Here is a 17,804-nt window from a genome sequence, read left to right as displayed (position 1 = left end):
GCCTTTTAAAGGCGGCTTTTTTTCACCTATGTTATCTATTTTAAATATATCTAATATCCAGCTTGACTCATCATTATAGATACAGGGTTAGGCTATGCTGAACCGAGAAATGGATGTTTGCACTGCATACAATAAGGATAGAAAGATGCACATACAAACTTTTTTGGATCAGCAAAAATGGTCAGGTTTTCAAAGCCTAATTTTTGCCATGATGTTTTTGGTGGCTTTTTTTGACGGTATGGATACCGCAGTCATGGGCTATATTGCCCCGGATTTAATCCGTGAATGGCACATCAGCAAGGCCGATATTATCCCGCTTCTCAGCGCTGCACTCATTGGCGCTGCCATCGGTGCAATCATTCTAGGTCCATTAGCAGATAAGTTTGGACGCAAAACATTATTACTGGTGTCCGTGTTTATTTTTTCTGTCGGCTGCATTCTATCCAGTTTTGCAGAAAATATGATCCAGCTGGAAATACTGCGCTTTATTACCGGCTTAGGTTTAGGCGCGGCTTTGCCCAACGCCGTAACACTGCTCTCAGAATATTGTCCTGTACATAAACGGGCCTTTATCGTCAATACCATGTATTGCGGTTTTCCAATTGGTGCAGCAGTTGGTGGTTTTGTGGCTGCTTATATTATTCCGCACTTTGGTTGGGAAAGCATGTTGCTGATCAGCGGGATAATGCCTTTTATTTTGATGATATTTATGCTGATACTTTTGCCAGAATCAGTGCGCTATCTATTGCTAAAAAAAGGAAAAGAACAGCACATTCAACAGATCTTAGGCAAAATAAATCCATCGGCAAATCAACATCTTTTTCAGCTGGAACACAGCAGTTGCAGTACTTCCATATTCAAGGCGATGAAAACCGTATTTTCAGCTAAATATGTCGTGGGCACGCTGAGTTTATGGACCTGCTTTTTTTCAGGTTTGATGATTTTCTACGGCATTATCAACTGGATGCCGTTGCTGTTTAAAGAAGCGGGCATGCCTGCTCATTTAGGCCCGATTGTAGCGGGCCTGTTCGCATTGGGCGGTGTAGGGGCCATGCTGAATGGCTGGTTGATGGACCGCTTTAACGGCAATTATGTGATTGCCGCATGCACTTTTTTTACAGCGATATGTATCGCGATGATTGGCCCAGCAGTACATTGGTCTTTAACTGTGTTTATTGTACTGATGATCAGTGCTGGAACGCTTCAAAATACCGCCCAGTCTTCTTTGCCAGTTTTGGCAGCGAAGTTCTATCCGACTGAAGCCAGAACTACGGGTGTGTCATGGATGTGCGGCATTGGCCGTTTTGGCGCAGTTGCCGGCACCATGTGCATGGGCTATATGGCGAATAACAACATGACTTGGACGCAAATTTTTATGCTATTGGCCATACCGGCAGTGATTATGACCGTTTGTATGCTGATTAAAAATATTGCTGAAAATGTAGCGGAAGACAGAGATACTTCTGCAGGTTTTGCAAAAGAATAATGCTTTTAAGGTCATTAGGTTTGACTGGCTGAACGAAAGGATCATTCAGCTATTATTTATGAAAAACAGCGCAGGCAGCGCTAAACAGGAACACACTCAAGGAATTGAATATGAAAATATTGGTTTTAGGCGGCGGTATTGGCGGTATGGCGGCAGCCATTAAACTCAAGCAGTCCAACCATGACATCGAACTGGTTGAAAAAACAGAAGACTGGAAAGCTTTAGGCACAGGTTTAACACTTTCTGTGCTGACCTTACGTGCGCTCTGTGATTTAGGGGTGCAAGATGAAATTGCTGCGCAAGGTTTTGTACATGATGGCGTTGATATTTATGATCAAAACGGCAATTTTATCCGCACCGTGCTCTCCAAGCGTGTAATTGCCGATGATTTCCCATCTGAGGGAGCAATTTTGCGTCCTGTACTGCATGACATTTTATCTTCTAAGGTTCGTTCCCTCGATATTCCTGTTTTTCTTGGAGACAGTGTTGCGAGTCTGCAAAGTACTTTAGAACACGGCAGTTTTGTGCAATTTGAAAGTGGCCGGACTGCGCATTATGATTTGGTGATTGGCGCAGATGGGGTCTTTTCTAAACTGCGTCAATTGCTTATGCCAGAATTGGCAGCGCCTGAGTATACTGGGCAAGCGTGCTGGCGTTTGCAGTTTGACCGTCCAGAGGATATTGTCCGTGGACGGATGTTCCAGTCTGAAAAAATAAAAGTAGGCTTTAACCCTTGTAGCCCAACACAAATGTATATGTACATGATGGAGTGTGTACCCAAAGACCAAGTATGGCGTGAACCTGAAGTATTACCGAAAATGGCGAAAGAATTGCTGCACGAGTTTGAAGCTGTGCTGAAACCTTATATTGACTCAATTGATGAAAATACCCCGATTATTTACCGTCCTTTAGAGCGTGTGATGGTGAACAGTAACTGGCATCGTGGTTCAACGATTCTCATTGGCGATGCTGTACATGCCACAACACCGCATTTAGGTTCAGGTGCGGGATTGGCTGTTGAAGATGCCATTGTCTTGGCAAAACTGTTAGATGAATATGGGAATGATTTAGAAACTGTATTCGAGCAGTTTATGCAAAAACGCTTGGCACGTGCGCAGTTTGTGGTTGAAACATCGGGTGAAATTGGCCGTATGGAAATTGAAGGTGGTTCGATGCTTGAACGAAGTATGTTGTTGGCAAAGGGCTTTGAGCAGGTGACCAGTGCATATTTATAAAAATATTTAATGATTAAGCATAAAAAAAGCCTGGATCAAACAGGCTTTTTTTATGCGCTATAATTAATTGCTATTACGAATTCTGATCCATGACAATTTACGGCTAGCTTTTTCTGCATCGGAAGGGCTGCGCAGAATCAGGGTATTGCCATTGCGGCTGACTTTGCCATTAATGTTATAGCGCTGCTGAGCCGCAGGATCAAACACTTGCCCAGAGATAAATTTATAAGGATCATTTGGGTCTGGTTTTAAATCAAATAATAAGTGAAAGCCTTTCAGTGAGCTCAAATTCTGTGTCGGCACATTGGGCGCATTAAATGCTTCGATAATATGTCCATTGTATAAAGAATTGCTATTTTTGCTGATTTTAACTTTCACCAAAGTGAAGCCGCTTTTGTCATCAATAACTCTCCAGTTTCCCGTTAAATCTAAAGTGGGTTTGGCATATAGTGCAGCAGAACAGAGCACAATACATCCTGCGCTGAATATCCCTTTCAGTTCCATGGTTGTTCCTTAAACTTAAAATGAAGTATGGCTTCATTAACCAAGGGCTAAATTTAAAAATATATTAAAAAATAGTAGCTTAGTATAATGAAGCGTATTGAATATAAAATATACAGATAGGTGGGGCAAGTGCCAAAAGGCTTAAAACTTTTTATTGGAAAAGATATCAGTTATCAAATATTTAGATAGTGAGATTTAGCTTTTGCTTTTATAGAAAATCGCAGTATTTTAGCTTTTTTAAGTTGAAAATAAAAAAGTCAGGCTCATGGAAAACCTGACCAAAACGAAATAAACACTAAAATTAAATGAATATCCATATATTAAATGGCAGGACGGCGATCACTGGTCGCGAGTTTTGCCACTGGAATATTGGTTTCACCTGCCAAGACCGCTTTACGGGTTTGACTGAACAAATAAACTTGTACCGCAACAATAATACAGCAGGCATAACCAATTGCTTCAAAGCCAATAAACTTCACGATGGTGCCACTAATAAAGGGCGCAACCGCTGCACCGACCATGAGCATTGCAGGGGTACCCGCCACAGCACGACCGGTTGGGTCTAAACGTGCTAATAAGCCAAAGGCAAAGGTATGCACAAATAAAATGGTGAATGCCATCATCGGGCCCGCAAATGCAAACACGGAATAATGATGGGTTTGTGTAGTGAGTAGCGCAAAGATGGCTTGGAAAATAGGACCAAAAGCAATGATTGCAGTGACACTCACTTTATTTTGTAAAAGTGCAGCCAACGGTGCAGGAAAAATGGTGACGATACCGTAAATCACCAAAGCCATAGTGACCATGTCTCGGCTAAAGCCACGTTCTAACCCAATTCGTTCATAGAAACTCAAAGTCATGGCTTGGGTCATTGCCAGCAGTGCCACACCCACCATACAGAACCACACTGGTTTACCCAGGGGGGGGAGATGTTTAATTTGATCAAAATTATCAAACGGGACGGGTTTGGTCGGCTTGGGAAAGAACAATAGACAAGCCAATGTTGCCAAAAGCATGACACCAGCCATGACATAAAACATGCTCTGACCACCAAACTGTTGAATCGCGCCTGGTGTACCCCCTAAAAAGATTACCCCAAAAATACCAATGGCTAAGCCGGCAAAACCGAAAACACGATGTGGATTAATCGCATGCCCCATAGTACCATGCGTCACACTGAGTGCCGTACCCGCAGCAAGACCCCCGATAAAATGTAAGCCAGCCAAGACTGGAAAACTGGTATTCATTCCAGCAATGACAAAGCTGAGTGCTGCTAAGGCAAAACCTATAACGGCAGCTAGTTTCACATGTACACGGTTAAAACGTGGTGCAAAAAAAATACTTGCACCTGCAGCACCAATCAGAAATAGCGTGGCTAAACCACCTGCTTCCTGAGGGTCAAATTGATAATATGCAATTAAAGTACCCACCCAAATTGGCAGTGCGACTAAATCTAGCATACCGGCACAATGTGCCATCATGAGTGCAAACATCCCACGCTTGCTTTCGATACGAACCATAATGCTGCTCCTTTAGCATGCAAATAATTGTGAGCTCTTCACTGAGCTTGTTGCTTAGACGACTGTCTATCATTGTTGTTTTAAAAAATAAGCCCCGAACAAATTATTCGGGGCTTTGGACTAAATCGCTTCTTTTAAAATTTCGAGCGCGTGGCTGACGATTGCGGTTTGCTGCTCTACTGGAGCACGCTGCTGTTCTAAACGTCCAATTTCCATCGAGCTTTGTGTGACCAAACGGCAGCGTTGTTCGCGGCGCTGCATAAACTCAGCAAAAGCGGCATCGACATTGACTTGTTTATCAAAAATTTCCGCTAAAACTAGCGCATCCTCTATGCCCATACCGGCACCAGAGGCCAATTGCGGTGTGGTTGGATGGGCAGAATCACCAATTAGCAAAACTTTGCCAATATACCAAGGCCCAGGCAGGTCAAAGCACTCGAGTGGACGGAAATTGATGTTTGGATTATCTGCTTCAGTTAAAGATTCACGAATGTCCGCCAGAATACCGTCATAGCCTTCAAGCAATTGTTTTAAGTTTTTGTAGTTATCTTCTGGCTCTTGCCAGCGTTGCGGGCAGCGTTCGAGTAAGAACATGTACATATGCTCTTTAGACACGGGGGTAAAGCCGACTTTGACAGGCCCACCCAAGAAATAGGTGCGACGTTCAACCGATGCCGGGCGTTTTAAAAATAAACGCCAGCAGCTTTGACCGGTATATTCGGCTTTCGGTGCATCAGGGAACAATAACTGACGGGTTTTTGACAGTACTCCATCTGAACCAAGGACAAAATCATAACGGCCCGTTGAACCATCACTGAATGTCACGGTTACGCCCGTATCATCTTGATCAAACGCATCAGCAGTCAGCCCCAAACGCATTTGAATACCGGCATCTTTGACATATTTATGCATGATCGAATGCATGGTTGGGCGCATAATGCCACCACTGCCAGCTGTGTCTGAGCCTTCAAGCATCGGTGTAGGTAAAATACGTAGCGGATTACCTTGTGGGTCACAGACCTGGATACCATCGCCAACATATGCCTGTTCAGTGACTTCGTCATATACGCCAAGTTGTTTCAGCGCACGTAAAGTTGGGCCAGTAATGGTTAAGCCCGCACCAAGTGCGCCCCAGTTTGGATTGATATCAATAAGATCAATGTCGATCCCAATCCGAGACAGAGTAATGGCAGATGCCATACCTGCTGTTCCTGCACCTATAATCAGGGCTTTTTTGCCGGCAGCGGCAGATTTTTGAGTCATCTGAGTCTTCCTTGATTCATTATGCTTTTAAAAAGTTAGCGACTAACTGAGTAAAACTTTTTGCATGTTCAATTTGGGTCCAGTGACCACACTGGCTGAAAATATGTAATTGGCTGCTTTCAATCCAGTTCAACATGGTGAGTGAAGTCGATAGTGGAATCACTTTGTCATCACGGCCATGTACCATTAGGGTTGGCTGTTTAATCTGACGAATGGCCTGTTCAGAATGAGACATCGCTTCGACCCATTGCTGGCGTGGAGCAGGGAACATACGTTCATAAGCACTGCGGGTATCTTCCTTGGTGCTGGCGATATAACGCATTTGCACCAGATCATCGCCGACCAAATTTTGGTTGTAAGCGAAGATTTTCATAATCGCTTGCATGTTTTCAAACGACGGGGTGTAGCCCCATACGGCATCAAGTCCAGCGGTGAGTTCAAACGGAACACCGACACTGCCCATCAAAATCAGTTTATTCACGCGTTCAGGATGGTAAATCGCCAAAGCTAAAGCCATTGATCCGCCAAAGGAATTGCCAATCACATTGACTTTTTCTAGTCCCAGTGCGTCGAGAAAATCCACCATCTGTTTCAGCCACGTATCGCGGTTGAAGGTGATCTCTTCAGGGAAGGTGCTGTAACCAAAGCCGGCAAAATCTGGTGCCAATAGACGGTAATCATTTTGCAGCGCTTGAATAGTCAGGCGCCAATTTGCCCATGCACTGACACCCGGTCCTGAACCATGAAGAAGTAAAATTGGTTCACCTTGCCCGATATCGTGATAATTGGTTTGAATGGCACCACACTGAATGCTTTTACCAATTTCAGGATTTGTCATCGTATTCATATTCATTCCTTGAAAATTTAAAGAAAGCTATAACAAGTTAACCGCGTTTCCACAGCAACAGGGCTGTACGGGCTTCAGAGGTATTTTCTTCTAGGCGAGCTGTTAGGCTAAGTTGACCCTGCTCATCAAATTGAAAGCTACGTTTTTGCTGTCCGCCAATCCAGTTCGGAAAGAGACTTAAATCTACAAAATGGGTCACCGTGTCATTCTCGATGCTGTAGCGCCCGGCATAAGACATCATGCTGTTATACGCGCCTGCTTTTTCTGCATCAGAGGCATTCCATTGACCACCGGTGCTAAAGTTGGCACGATCTGGTCGGCAGATCATGCAGCTCATAAAGCCGTCTGCGGTGTATTGAATAATCCCTTGCGGTGCATCACCCATGGGTAATACTTGGCGCCCGTCATCATAGTTTTGGGCAAAAGTCACCAGTTCCCAGCGACCGGTTAAATCAATATTCGACATTTTTTCTTCCTTAAATTTCAACCATTCAATGTGTTTTTAAGCCTTTTGTGCCAATAAGAATTCAGTCACGATGACGTTATGAATCTCTGCACTTTCAAATTGCGCCCAATGCCCAGTATCTTCGGCACAGTAAAATTGACCGTGCTGAACCTGGTTTGCGATGTGCTGACCTAAAGCAGCTGGGGTACGGTTGGCATCGCCCCAATACACCAGGGTGGGGGCTTGAATCTGTTTGGCTAAAGCGTCGGTCACGGTGTGTTTTTGAATGCTTTGACCGGATAAATATTCGGTAATAAAAAGTTTTTGCACTTCAGCTAAAGCGGGCTGACGGTACAATGCTTGGCGTACCTGAATCGCTTCATCCGTCAGGCGTTCAGGCTGGGCTAAAATACGTGCCATTCGGGTACGTACATTGTCAAAGCTGGGGTTATTCAGTACTTCAATTGAACTGGGTAAATTGGCTGCCCAATGCGGTTGGACATAGTCAGGAATTGCACCTTCATTCGGGCGATAACCCATAGTCGTAGTGAGCACCAAACGATCGACTTTTCCAGGGTGTTGAATTGCGAGTTGCATCGCGACCCAGCCGCCCATCGACTGACCTTCAAAATGGGCACGTGGAATATTCAGCTGCTGCATAACATCCAGAATTTGATCAATCAGTACAGGAATGACTTCGTGATCAAAGCCTGTGGTCTGTGAACGGCCATGCCAGATAAAATCTAACGCAATGACATGAAAATGTTCTGCCAGTGCAGGAATATTGCGGGCATAATTTTCCAGATGTCCGCCCGTGCCATGCAGTAAAAACAGGGCAGGTGCAGCAGGATTTCCGGCCTCTAGAATACGGCTTTTGTATTTGCCTTGAATAATGCGTACATCTGAATGAATCAGTTGTACCCAGTAATGTTCTGCTTCGGTATGAACAATGGCATTCATAATTTTTTCCTTTCTCAAAAATGCCGCCTTAGTCTTCGAGGGCTTGCGCTTTACTTTGTGAGATCGGGCCGCGCAGGGTGCCATCCGATTTTTCCAAGCCAAAGGTCCATTCGGTAAAGATGTGCGCTTCTGCGGCAAAGTCTGTCGATTCCCAATCTTCAGTGACAATGTCTTCATCGGCTGCATATTCCCAAGCACCGCCAAATGGGCTGAGGAAATACCAGAAACATGCAGAAGACACGCGGTGTCGTCCTGGGCCGGCAAATGTGGTCCAGCCTTGGCTGTCGATGTGCTGTCCACCAAAAATGACTTCATGAATGTCACGGACTTTAAATGCGAGATGGTTGAAGCGCGTACCCTGTGCTTTGCCATTCATAAAGAACAGATGGTGATGGTTACCTTCGGCTGAACAACGAATAAACACACCGCGGTCGGCATAACGATCGGAGATTAAAAAGCCAAGGCGTTCTAAATAGAATTTTACGGCATCACCGGCATGATCAACGCCAATTGCGAGGTGACTGATTTCATAAGGCTGCGCTTTGTTATAACGCGGTGCACGGCTATTCACACGTTTCGGTTGGCTAGGCGAGTTAAACTGGGTATCGGAAAATGGCACATAACTGCGCTGTGCAATACGAAAAGCAATGCGGATGCCTAAGTCATCTTGACTATGTACGGTGCCATCGGCATCAATTATCACTTCACGGTCGCGACCTAGCTCCGTAGCAATCGCATCAAGGCTGGCTTGGTCTTCAACACCCCAAACCATTTCACACATCCCGCTTGGACTACCAATGGGTGTGCAGGCAGGATTTGATGGGTCTGCTTGAAAGATTTCCACTTGTGAATTGTCGATGGTCACAAAAAGGTAGCTGTCATTGTGATCACTTTCGATTTGCGTTAAGCCCCAATCATCTGCAAAGCGAAGGGCATCTTCTAACTGTTCAACACCAAAACGTATACGGTCTAAGCCTTTTATTTTAAAATCTTTTGCTACAGTCATCTCATACTCCATTGGTCATGACCCAAGTTTTACATTCCTTGGTCCTTACTCTACGAAGCATGGGCATGTGAAAATAGCATCTAAGCCATAAATCAGTTATGCATTTTATGGATATCTGATTTAGGATTTCAACGCTTGGATGGATTGCTCATTTTTGTTTAATTAGCTGAAAACAAGATATGAGTGGAGTTCAACTGACATGAGGTCATTCCCGTTATTTCATCATCAGGTTCAAGGCAAGCCAGATGCACCTTGGATTACTTTTATCCCCGGTATAGGCAATGATGCAAGCTTTTGGGCGGCACATGCTGAAATACTGGCAGCAGATTATCAGGTGCTGACTTTTGACCCTTGGGGGCATAATCTCAGTCCCTTACCGCCAGAACCTTGTTCCTATCAAGCCATTGTCGATGGGGTAATTGCACTGTGGGATCATCTCGGGATTGAAAAAAGCAGTGTGGTGGGCTTGGGTTTTGGTGGCTCGGTGTCTTTATCTTTGGGACTGTCGCATCCTCAGCGGATTGAAAAAATTGTGGCCTGCTGCTGCCGACCACGCCAGCCCGATGACCGCCATGATTTTTGGCGTGATCGCTGTGCCAAAGCACGGGCCAATGGCTTGGATAAATTGGGTGATATTACGGTTGACCGCTGGCTGTCTGACGACTTCCGCCAATCGCATCCCGAAGTGGATCAGCAATTACGCGCCATGATTAAACGCACCACCGTCGAAGGCTATTGCGCTTATGTAAATGCGTTTATTGAAATGGATTTTTCCAAACAATTGCGACAAATCACAGCACCGGTATTATTGCTTGCCGCTGAACATGATCATGGCGGTGGGCCGGTGGAAGATATGCAAGCCATGGCAGCGCAATTACCGAATGCACAGCTCAACATCATTCAAGGCAGTGGACATATCTGCAACTTTGAAGCGCCTGATCAAGTCGCGACTCAGCTGAAGAATTTTTTTAAATCTTAAATGATTTTCATGGAGTGAAATCACTATGCATAAAAATAAAAAAGTCGTCATTATTGGCGGTGGACATGCCGGCTGTGCCTGCGCCAAAGCACTGCGCCACGAACAGTTTAATGGTGACATTATCCTGATCAGCAATGAGTCTGAGTTGCCGTATCACCGTCCACCATTGTCGAAAAGCTTTATAAAAGATGCAGATGAGCTGGACTTGTCCAAACTGTGTCTACAGCCAGAAAACTTTTATGAAAAATACCAGATTGATTTGCGTTTAAATACCGCGGTCAGTGAAATTGATCCCGATGAAAACGTGATCAAGCTCTATCATGGCGATCTGATTGAATATGATTATTTGGTCTTGGCCATGGGTACGCGTCCGCGTCAGTTGCCTTTACCTGGTACGGAACTGCAAGGCGTGATGAGCCTGCGGACTTTACAGGATGCACGACAGCTGCGTACAGCGCTGAATAGCACTAAAAATGTGGTGATTATTGGCGGCGGTTTTATTGGTTTGGAGTTGGCATCGACCGCACGAAGTTTGGGTAAAAATGTTACCGTACTTGAGCATATGCCACGTGTTCTGGGTCGTTCCGTGTCGCCATTGGTGTCAGATTATATTGCCGAGATTCACCGTAAAAATGGTATTCAGATTGAAACAGGTGCATTTATTAATGAATTTGTCGGGGAAAATGGCAAAGTCACAGGCGTGCGCTGTGCCAATGGAGTGATTCCAGCCGAATTGGTATTGGTTGGTGTGGGTGCAATTCCTAATACCGAGCTTGCAGAACAGGCGGGGATTCAATGTGATAATGGCATCAGTGTCAACCGTACCATGCAAACTAATATTGCCAATATTTTTGCGATTGGAGACTGTGCCAATCATGAAAACCATTTTGCAGGGGATAGACGTATTCGTTTAGAGTCCGTGCAAAATGCCAATGATCAGGCCATTACTGTAGCGAAATTTGTGATAGGACAGCCTGAAGACTATAAAAATGTACCTTGGTTCTGGACAGATCAAGGTGATATCCGCCTGCAAATGACCGGTTTATCATTCGATACCAGTGATTATGTGATTCGTGGTGACATGAAAAGCGGACGTTTTTCGGTATTCCATTATGCTAAAGATAAACTTGTTGCCATTGATTCGGTCAATCAACCTGTAGATCATATGATGGCGCGTAAATTGCTTGAAGCAGGTATTACGCCAAGTAAGCATCAAGTTGCGGATATTCATACCAATTTAAAGAGCCTTTTGGCCCTAAGTTCGGTATAAATAGCCAAACCAATCTGAGGATTTGATTGGTTCTACATATGAAAGATCAATAGGGAAATATGCATGCAATCGATTCTGGATTCTAAATGGCTGGTTTTTATTAAGGTTGCAGAGCTGGGCAGCTTGTCCAAAGCCGCGCATGCCTTTAATGTACCGCAGTCCATGATCAGCAGGCATATTGCCCAACTGGAAGAGCAGTGTGGAACTCGCTTGTTTAAACGCACAGGCCGCGGTGTGGTTCTGACCGAACTGGGTTATGAGTTATTGCCTCGCATTATTAATCTGGCGATTGAGTGCGGTACCATTGAAGATGATATCCGGACTTATGGCGGTCAACCAATTGGGGAAGTTCGTGTCGGTTTATTACCTGCTTTAGTGCGCCAGCTTTCAGGTGCACTCTATAGTTATGTTAAAAAGAATTATCCTCGTATTGATTTGCATTTAAGTGAAGGTGCAAATGTTCACTTAGAAGAAATGATTGAGGAAGGGCGCATCGACATGGCGCTGCTGCTTCGTGAAGGCGAGGTGATTAAATCGGAAGAAGCGGTGATTGCGGAGTTTGGCTTAATGCTGGTAGGTGAAGCCAATGACCCTTTGGTGGAGCAGCCGACCATTAAGCTGAGAGATTTACAGGATTTACCACTCATTGTTCCAAGCCGTCCGCATCCGCTACGTGCTCGTTTAGATCAGTTGGCACGGCAGATGGATTATAAATTTGACTGTGTGGTGGAAGCGGATTCGAATCGTTTACAGCATGAGATTGTGGCAGCGGGTGGAGGTTATGCCATTTCTTCAGGTTTGTTTGGTTTGGAAAATCAGCAGCGTTTGGCAGCAAGTTTGATTGTTGAGCCTGAGCTGTCGCGTAGCGTGGTGCTAGCGCATACTATAAGACGCCCGAATACCCGAGCTTCACGTGTAATTCAGCAGTGGTTTGAGAAGCAGGCGCCTCAGATTCTTAAAGGGATGATTGTGAATCGGTAAGTGTGTACGCAATTTGTGTTATTCCCAAGTAGAAATGTCCTACTGAATAACCACATAGAAATGTCTTACATGGACATTTCCAAGTCAAGCACAGGATTCAATCGTTGTTGAATTGCTGTTTTCTGTGCCCGTCTACGTGGCATAGCTGGGGAACGATTTCGTCTGTTTTGCTGTTCCGACTCTTCATGCTGCTGTTGAATATGTGCCAGCACAGAACCAAACGTTTATTCTCAACGATCTCTCGCTGATTCAGCTGACTTAATTTATCGAAGATGCTGTAATTGATCTTCCGACCTTCATGCATGATAGCTACAGTACCATCCGGATATTCTAGAAACTCAAGATACTTGCCGATCAACCTGTGATTTTCTTCTGTGTTTTCTAGAAGGTATACACATTTATCATAAGTAATGGTCAGGCTGTTCGTAACTCTGCGGGGTTCAGGCCAGGTAAAATATCATCTAATTCCTAGGCTGTTTCAGTGACAGTCCGGTGTAGATCCTTGGGATTAAAGCCCATCTTGGCAAATTTACGATTAATCTCTTATACGAAGCTTAAAAAACGGGGATCTAGAGTCCTCGTTTCATATAAGCGCCATTATGTTAAATGGGACGGATTATTCTCATTAATAATTCCAAAAGCTTTTCTCCATGCCTGAGGGCTGGTGTTATATTTTTCACGAAATTTCTTTCTAAATAACACGGTATTATTAAAACCTGAAAGCTCAGCGATCTTTTCGATAGACAAGTTTTTCGTTTCTAATAACTCACAACTTAATCTGATTCTTTCAGTATTCAGCCAATCCACTAAAGTCATACCTGTCGCTTTCTTAAAATGCCGTGTGAATGTCCTACGTGTCATATGTGTTCGTTCAGCCAGGTTTTCAATATTATGTTGTACAGCTAAATTCTTTCTTAAAAAATCAAGTAATAGGTTAATTTGTGCATCTTGGCTCGATTCTGCTACTGGCTGTTCAATAAACTGAGCTTGCCCACCTTCACGGTGAGGCGGAATGACCATTACTCTAGATACTTTATTCGCAATTTGTGCATTATAAATTTCACGTACCAAGTACAAGCAGCAGTCTAACGCTGCGCCTGTTCCAGCAGAGGTTACGATCCTTTGGTCTTCTACATACAGGGCATCATTATCAAGCTGAACCTGTGGAAACCGCTCACTAAAATCTTGTTCAGCCATCCAGTGCGTAGCGGCTTTTTTATGGTCGAGCAAACCAGCATATGCCAATGCATAAGTTCCATAGCATAACCCTACAATTCTAATTCCAGTCTGATATACACAATTTAGAGCATCGATAAGTACCTGTTCAGGCTTGTGATTAAAATCATCCCATCCAGGAATAATAATAAGATCCGACTCTTTAATGAGTTCGATCCCACCATCAGGGATAATTATCATAGACTGTTCTGTTTTTACGGGTTGGCCATCTATAGAAAAGATTTTAAGGTCAAATAATGGCTTATCTTCAATTTTGATATTGAAGATAATGTGGGGGATAGAGAAGTGAAATGGATTTATATTGGGATAAACGAACAATCCAATCACTGGAATAGCCATTAAACCTACCTCTCTAAAATAATGAATATAGCATGTTGTCCCAATAGTTTCGATGATTGTCCTTAAGGACAATTTTTTTGTTTGATGATTTCTATCATGATCCAAATATGACTAAATGATTGGATCTGGATCATGAATAAAATTTTAAGTAGCTCTGTTATTACACTGTCTCTGGCAATAGCTTCAGTCCATTTATATGCGAATGATAATGTGGTTCAGCGAGATACCTCTAAAGTTACGCATATACAAGAAATTCGCAATGCAACGGTTAAAGTAACCTATGCTGATACAACTTTTTTAATTGACCCAATGTTTGCGAAAAAAGGGTTCTATGAAGGTTTCCCTGATACTCATCGTAGCTATTTACGGAACCCATTAGTCGATTTGCCTATCAAGCCCGAAACGATTTTAGAAGGTGTAGATGCGGTAATCGTGACCCATACACATTTAGATCATTGGGATGATGCAGCACAAGCGGCTATTCCGAAAAACATGCCCTTGTTTGTACAGAATAAAGAAGACCAAAAAGTCATTCAGTCACAAGGCTTCAAAGATGTCCGTGTATTAACGCAAGCGACCTTTGAAGGGATTAAGCTCACTAAAACTGGTGGTCAACACGGTACTGATGCCATGTACCGTATTCCTAAGCTTAAAGCTGGATTAGGCGAAGCAATGGGTGTGGTATTTGAAGCTGCTGGCCATGAAACGGTTTATGTAGCTGGTGATACCATTTGGCGTTCTGAAATTGATCAAGCGATTCAAAAATTTAAACCTGATGTGATTGTATTGAATACAGGTAACGCCTTGGTTAATGGCTTCAAAGAATCCATTATCATGGGTAAAGAAGACACTTATCTCGCAACTCAGAAAGCCCCAAATGCCAAAATTATTGCTGTTCATATGGATGCCATTAACCACATGTCGGTAACACGTGCTCAGCTTGCAGAATATGTAAAAGACAAAGGAATCCAAGATAATGTTTTAATTCCTATCGATGGTGAAACACTTTCATTCTAAAGTAACTTAAAGAAGTGGAATGTTTCCACTTCTTTAAAATCCTAAGTAGAACAAAATAAATATGAGTTAAGTAAAGGAACAGATATGTCAAAATCAGCTTTATTAGTTATCGACTTACAAAATGAATATCTACCTACAGGTAAATTACCATTGGTAAATATTGAACAAGCCGCTGCTAATGCAGTGAAAGTAATTGCGAAGGCCCATCAACAGGGCACTCAAGTAATTCATATACAACATATTTTTGCTAATAATGAATTTCCTGCATTTGAACCTGATTCAAATGGTATTGAGTTTCAAGATACCGTTAAGCCAAAAGCAGATGAAACTGTAATTGTTAAAAATTACGTCAACTCATTCTTAAATACGAATCTCAAACAAGTCTTAGATACAAATGACGTAACTGAATTAGTCATCATTGGTGCTATGAGCCATATGTGTGTCGATGCGGCTGTTCGTGCTGCTTCTGATTTTGGTTATAAGGTAAAAGTTATTCATGATGCTTGTGCAACGCTAGACTTAGAATTTAATGGCGTCAAAGTACCTGCTAGCCATGTCCATGCAACATTAATGGCTGCTTTTGAATTTGCATATGCTCAAGTGATATCAACTGAAGATTATGTTAGCTAAAGAGTAAGAATTTCTAAAATTAACATAATACAGCTTATACGAAGTAAAAAATGGGAGCTTATAGCTCCCATTTTTTACTTCTTCTCTGGGATTTAGAGAATATATTTAATCTGCTTATTTTGAAATTTTAGATAGAGGGTCTACTGTGATTAGCATCAAAAACCGTCGGACTATAGGAATAAATATTAAAATCAGTGGATAGGCAATAAGCCAAGATAGAGACCATGCTGTAATCCATTTATAAATAAAACCTTCCATTAATCCTTTATTTATAAAAAGATTAAAACAGGAAAGTGATCCACTCATTAGACCAGATAAAAATAAAGGCATGAGCCAAGAAATATGCTTTACATGTATTTTTGGCATACTGCTCAAAGAAGGATTTTTCATATAAGATTAACTCAAATTTATAAATTTAAACGAATGAAGTCAGTAACTTATATTTTTTTGAGTGATTTAATAAAATTAATAAATTGTGGCAAAAAATCTTTAAATAAAGGAATGTTTTTATTTTCCAATAACACTTCACCCATAAGCTTTAACCCTACGGCAAAAGACTTCATAGACTCTTCATCTGTAAGCTCTTTCTGCTGTAAATTTTCTAGCACTTTAAAAATATCATCATGATTATAGGCAGTAAAAATAAGGTCTTCAGTGTAAGTTGAAGGCTGACCTTTTGCATCTGCAACATGCTTTACAATAATTTGATATGTATGTTGTTTCATGATTTTTCCTCATTTTTAATACAGCTAATAGCAACAGCAGCCTGATCAATGCTCTTCGCAATTTGACGCACTGTTTCTTCATTCAAAATGCTATTTTTAAATTTGAGTCGCAGTGATGTTTTTAAGTTTTCCATTGCACGGTAAATATCCAAATAATGATCATTATTTTGGATTTCACGCCGAGTCTTTAATCGACCAAGAATGCTCTCTAAAAGCTCCCTTTTATCCTTTAAATGGTTAATTCCAGCGACCGTAATTGTGTACTGTTTACGATCACTATCAGAATTGTCTATAAGAATAAATTGCATATCTTCAAGATAAGATAAAGTTGGATAAATCGTGCCTGTACTTGGACTATACCCACCACCCACCAAGTCACCAATACTTTTAATAATTTCGTACCCGTATAGAGGGGCTTGTTCAATTAAAGAAAGGACTAGCAATTTCATATGTCCAACTTCAAATAAACGGCTTTTACGTGATGGTTGATCTGAATTTAGTAGTAAAGAATTAGTTAATGTTTCGGTCATATTTTTAGAAAATAAAGATTAGTTAAGATATATCTTAACTAATCTTTATTTTCTTTTCAATTTATTAATCTCTCCCATTTAACATAATGGCGCTTATACGAAGCTTAAAAAACGAGGATCTAGAGTCCTCTGTTATTCACCAATTAAAATGTCTATGCGATAAACCATTTAAAATTTTTCAGGGAGCATTACCATTATTTTGTAAAATAATGAAGAAATAATGAAAGAATTTGATTTAGAAATAAGCATATAACTGATAAAAATGTCTATTTTATCAAAACTATTAAAATTTAATTCGTTAAAAAACAAATAACTAAATAGTCTCTAGATGATAACTTAAGCAAATTACATAAGGCTCTTACTATTCTTCATTAAATCCCCACAAATTAAGATTAATGTGAGCTTATTGAATCAATTAAGTATATCGAAATGAAAAAAACTATATCTGCCTTACTTGTCGGTCTTGTTGCAGCCTCTTTTACCATGACGACTATGGCTGCTCCGACTAATGGTCATAAAGCACCAGTTAAACATTATGTAAGTCATGGTCATAAAGCACCAGTTAAACATCATGTAAGTCATGGTCATAAAGCACCAGTTAAACATCATGTAAGTCATGGTCATAAAGCACCAGTTAAACATTATGTAAGTCACGGTCATAAAGCACCAGTTAAACACCATGCGAGATAAAGAATAGGCGCCAGTAAATCTAAGCTTGCTGTAAAGGAAATTAGCAATAAAAAAGCCCAACATCCTGTTGGGCTTTTTTACGGATTAGGCGTTTAGATTTAACTCCTGTTATACCTCACATTCCTTATGCAGATCTTTTAT

Annotated in this window: 19 protein-coding genes and 1 pseudogene; 8 read left to right on the top strand and 12 right to left on the bottom strand. The window is 42.0% G+C overall.

Annotation, left to right across the window (positions count from 1 at the left end; genetic code table 11):
• The first annotated feature begins 145 nt into the window (after nucleotides 1-145).
• Together E0H80_RS06090 and E0H80_RS06085 are read left to right on the top strand one after the other, a co-directional pair.
• Entirely contained in the window at nucleotides 146-1,486 is a 1,341-nt protein-coding gene (locus tag E0H80_RS06090) for an MFS transporter (RefSeq protein ID WP_213073397.1), read from the top strand.
• 110 nt (nucleotides 1,487-1,596) lie between these two features.
• Nucleotides 1,597-2,721: an FAD-dependent monooxygenase gene (locus E0H80_RS06085; RefSeq protein ID WP_131364091.1), complete on the top strand. Its 1,125-nt coding sequence runs from the start codon at nucleotides 1,597-1,599 to the stop codon at nucleotides 2,719-2,721.
• Between the two features lie 63 nt (nucleotides 2,722-2,784).
• On the opposite strand, the gene E0H80_RS06080 is transcribed toward E0H80_RS06085, so the two are convergent.
• From E0H80_RS06080 to E0H80_RS06050, 7 genes are all read right to left on the bottom strand, one after another.
• Nucleotides 2,785-3,225, bottom strand: coding sequence for a DUF2147 domain-containing protein (locus E0H80_RS06080; RefSeq protein WP_131364089.1), 441 nt, complete (start codon nucleotides 3,223-3,225; stop codon nucleotides 2,785-2,787).
• 320 nt (nucleotides 3,226-3,545) lie between these two features.
• Nucleotides 3,546-4,745, bottom strand: a complete 1,200-nt coding sequence (locus tag E0H80_RS06075; RefSeq protein ID WP_131364087.1) for an MFS transporter — start codon at nucleotides 4,743-4,745, stop codon at nucleotides 3,546-3,548.
• 120 nt (nucleotides 4,746-4,865) lie between these two features.
• Nucleotides 4,866-6,008, bottom strand: coding sequence for an FAD-dependent monooxygenase (locus E0H80_RS06070; protein WP_131364085.1), 1,143 nt, complete (start codon nucleotides 6,006-6,008; stop codon nucleotides 4,866-4,868).
• Nucleotides 6,009-6,027: 19 nt separating this feature from the next.
• On the bottom strand, nucleotides 6,028-6,855 hold the full coding sequence (locus tag E0H80_RS06065) for an alpha/beta fold hydrolase (RefSeq protein ID WP_131364083.1): 828 nt from the start codon (nucleotides 6,853-6,855) through the stop codon (nucleotides 6,028-6,030).
• Between the two features lie 37 nt (nucleotides 6,856-6,892).
• Nucleotides 6,893-7,321, bottom strand: coding sequence for a lipocalin-like domain-containing protein (locus tag E0H80_RS06060; RefSeq protein WP_131364081.1), 429 nt, complete (start codon nucleotides 7,319-7,321; stop codon nucleotides 6,893-6,895).
• 36 nt (nucleotides 7,322-7,357) lie between these two features.
• On the bottom strand, nucleotides 7,358-8,260 hold the full coding sequence (locus tag E0H80_RS06055) for an alpha/beta fold hydrolase (protein WP_131364079.1): 903 nt from the start codon (nucleotides 8,258-8,260) through the stop codon (nucleotides 7,358-7,360).
• A gap of 28 nt (nucleotides 8,261-8,288) precedes the next feature.
• Nucleotides 8,289-9,266, bottom strand: a complete 978-nt coding sequence (locus tag E0H80_RS06050) for a VOC family protein (RefSeq protein WP_131364077.1) — start codon at nucleotides 9,264-9,266, stop codon at nucleotides 8,289-8,291.
• Between the two features lie 199 nt (nucleotides 9,267-9,465).
• Here E0H80_RS06050 and E0H80_RS06045 point away from each other — a divergent pair, with 199 nt between their 5' ends.
• From E0H80_RS06045 to E0H80_RS06035, 3 genes are all read left to right on the top strand, one after another.
• Nucleotides 9,466-10,245 carry an alpha/beta fold hydrolase gene (locus tag E0H80_RS06045; RefSeq protein ID WP_228259954.1) on the top strand — a complete coding sequence of 260 codons (780 nt, stop codon included), beginning with the start codon at nucleotides 9,466-9,468 and terminating at the stop codon, nucleotides 10,243-10,245.
• A gap of 25 nt (nucleotides 10,246-10,270) precedes the next feature.
• Nucleotides 10,271-11,515 (top strand): NAD(P)/FAD-dependent oxidoreductase, encoded by a 1,245-nt coding sequence (locus E0H80_RS06040; RefSeq protein ID WP_067867586.1) that lies wholly within the window; start codon nucleotides 10,271-10,273, stop codon nucleotides 11,513-11,515.
• A 63-nt stretch (nucleotides 11,516-11,578) separates the two neighbouring features.
• Nucleotides 11,579-12,496, top strand: coding sequence for a LysR family transcriptional regulator (locus E0H80_RS06035; protein WP_131364075.1), 918 nt, complete (start codon nucleotides 11,579-11,581; stop codon nucleotides 12,494-12,496).
• Nucleotides 12,497-12,561: 65 nt separating this feature from the next.
• On the opposite strand, the pseudogene E0H80_RS06030 reads toward E0H80_RS06035, so the two are convergent.
• Together E0H80_RS06030 and E0H80_RS06025 are read right to left on the bottom strand one after the other, a co-directional pair.
• Nucleotides 12,562-13,039, bottom strand: a pseudogene (locus E0H80_RS06030) (ISNCY family transposase); the annotation flags it as partial.
• 54 nt (nucleotides 13,040-13,093) lie between these two features.
• Nucleotides 13,094-14,071, bottom strand: coding sequence for a GlxA family transcriptional regulator (locus E0H80_RS06025; RefSeq protein WP_131364072.1), 978 nt, complete (start codon nucleotides 14,069-14,071; stop codon nucleotides 13,094-13,096).
• A gap of 132 nt (nucleotides 14,072-14,203) precedes the next feature.
• On the opposite strand from E0H80_RS06025, the gene E0H80_RS06020 reads away from it, so the two are divergent.
• The gene (locus E0H80_RS06020) at nucleotides 14,204-15,088 is read left to right on the top strand and encodes an MBL fold metallo-hydrolase (protein WP_131364070.1); all 885 of its coding nucleotides are present in this window, start codon (nucleotides 14,204-14,206) and stop codon (nucleotides 15,086-15,088) included.
• An 84-nt stretch (nucleotides 15,089-15,172) separates the two neighbouring features.
• On the top strand, nucleotides 15,173-15,718 hold the full coding sequence (locus E0H80_RS06015; RefSeq protein WP_131364068.1) for a cysteine hydrolase family protein: 546 nt from the start codon (nucleotides 15,173-15,175) through the stop codon (nucleotides 15,716-15,718).
• Between the two features lie 114 nt (nucleotides 15,719-15,832).
• Here E0H80_RS06015 and E0H80_RS06010 read toward each other — a convergent pair whose 3' ends face one another.
• From E0H80_RS06010 to E0H80_RS06000, 3 genes are read right to left on the bottom strand one after another with little or no spacing between them, the layout of a single operon-like run.
• The gene (locus tag E0H80_RS06010; protein WP_131364066.1) at nucleotides 15,833-16,108 is read right to left on the bottom strand and encodes a DUF2798 domain-containing protein; all 276 of its coding nucleotides are present in this window, start codon (nucleotides 16,106-16,108) and stop codon (nucleotides 15,833-15,835) included.
• A gap of 47 nt (nucleotides 16,109-16,155) precedes the next feature.
• Nucleotides 16,156-16,443, bottom strand: coding sequence for a DUF3861 domain-containing protein (locus E0H80_RS06005; protein ID WP_131364064.1), 288 nt, complete (start codon nucleotides 16,441-16,443; stop codon nucleotides 16,156-16,158).
• The gene (locus E0H80_RS06000) at nucleotides 16,440-16,973 is read right to left on the bottom strand and encodes a PadR family transcriptional regulator (RefSeq protein WP_131364062.1); all 534 of its coding nucleotides are present in this window, start codon (nucleotides 16,971-16,973) and stop codon (nucleotides 16,440-16,442) included. The genes E0H80_RS06005 and E0H80_RS06000 overlap by 4 nt, the downstream gene beginning before the upstream one ends.
• Nucleotides 16,974-17,402: 429 nt before the next feature.
• On the opposite strand from E0H80_RS06000, the gene E0H80_RS05995 reads away from it, so the two are divergent.
• Nucleotides 17,403-17,663, top strand: coding sequence for a hypothetical protein (locus tag E0H80_RS05995; RefSeq protein ID WP_131364060.1), 261 nt, complete (start codon nucleotides 17,403-17,405; stop codon nucleotides 17,661-17,663).
• The last annotated feature ends 141 nt before the right edge of the window (nucleotides 17,664-17,804 follow it).

This window comes from Acinetobacter sp. ANC 4779 (genome assembly GCF_004331055.1).
In the GTDB taxonomy this organism is placed as follows: Bacteria; Pseudomonadota; Gammaproteobacteria; order Pseudomonadales; family Moraxellaceae; genus Acinetobacter.
Note: the sequence above shows the minus strand (reverse complement) of the source record. Positions and strands in the feature narration are given on the sequence as shown.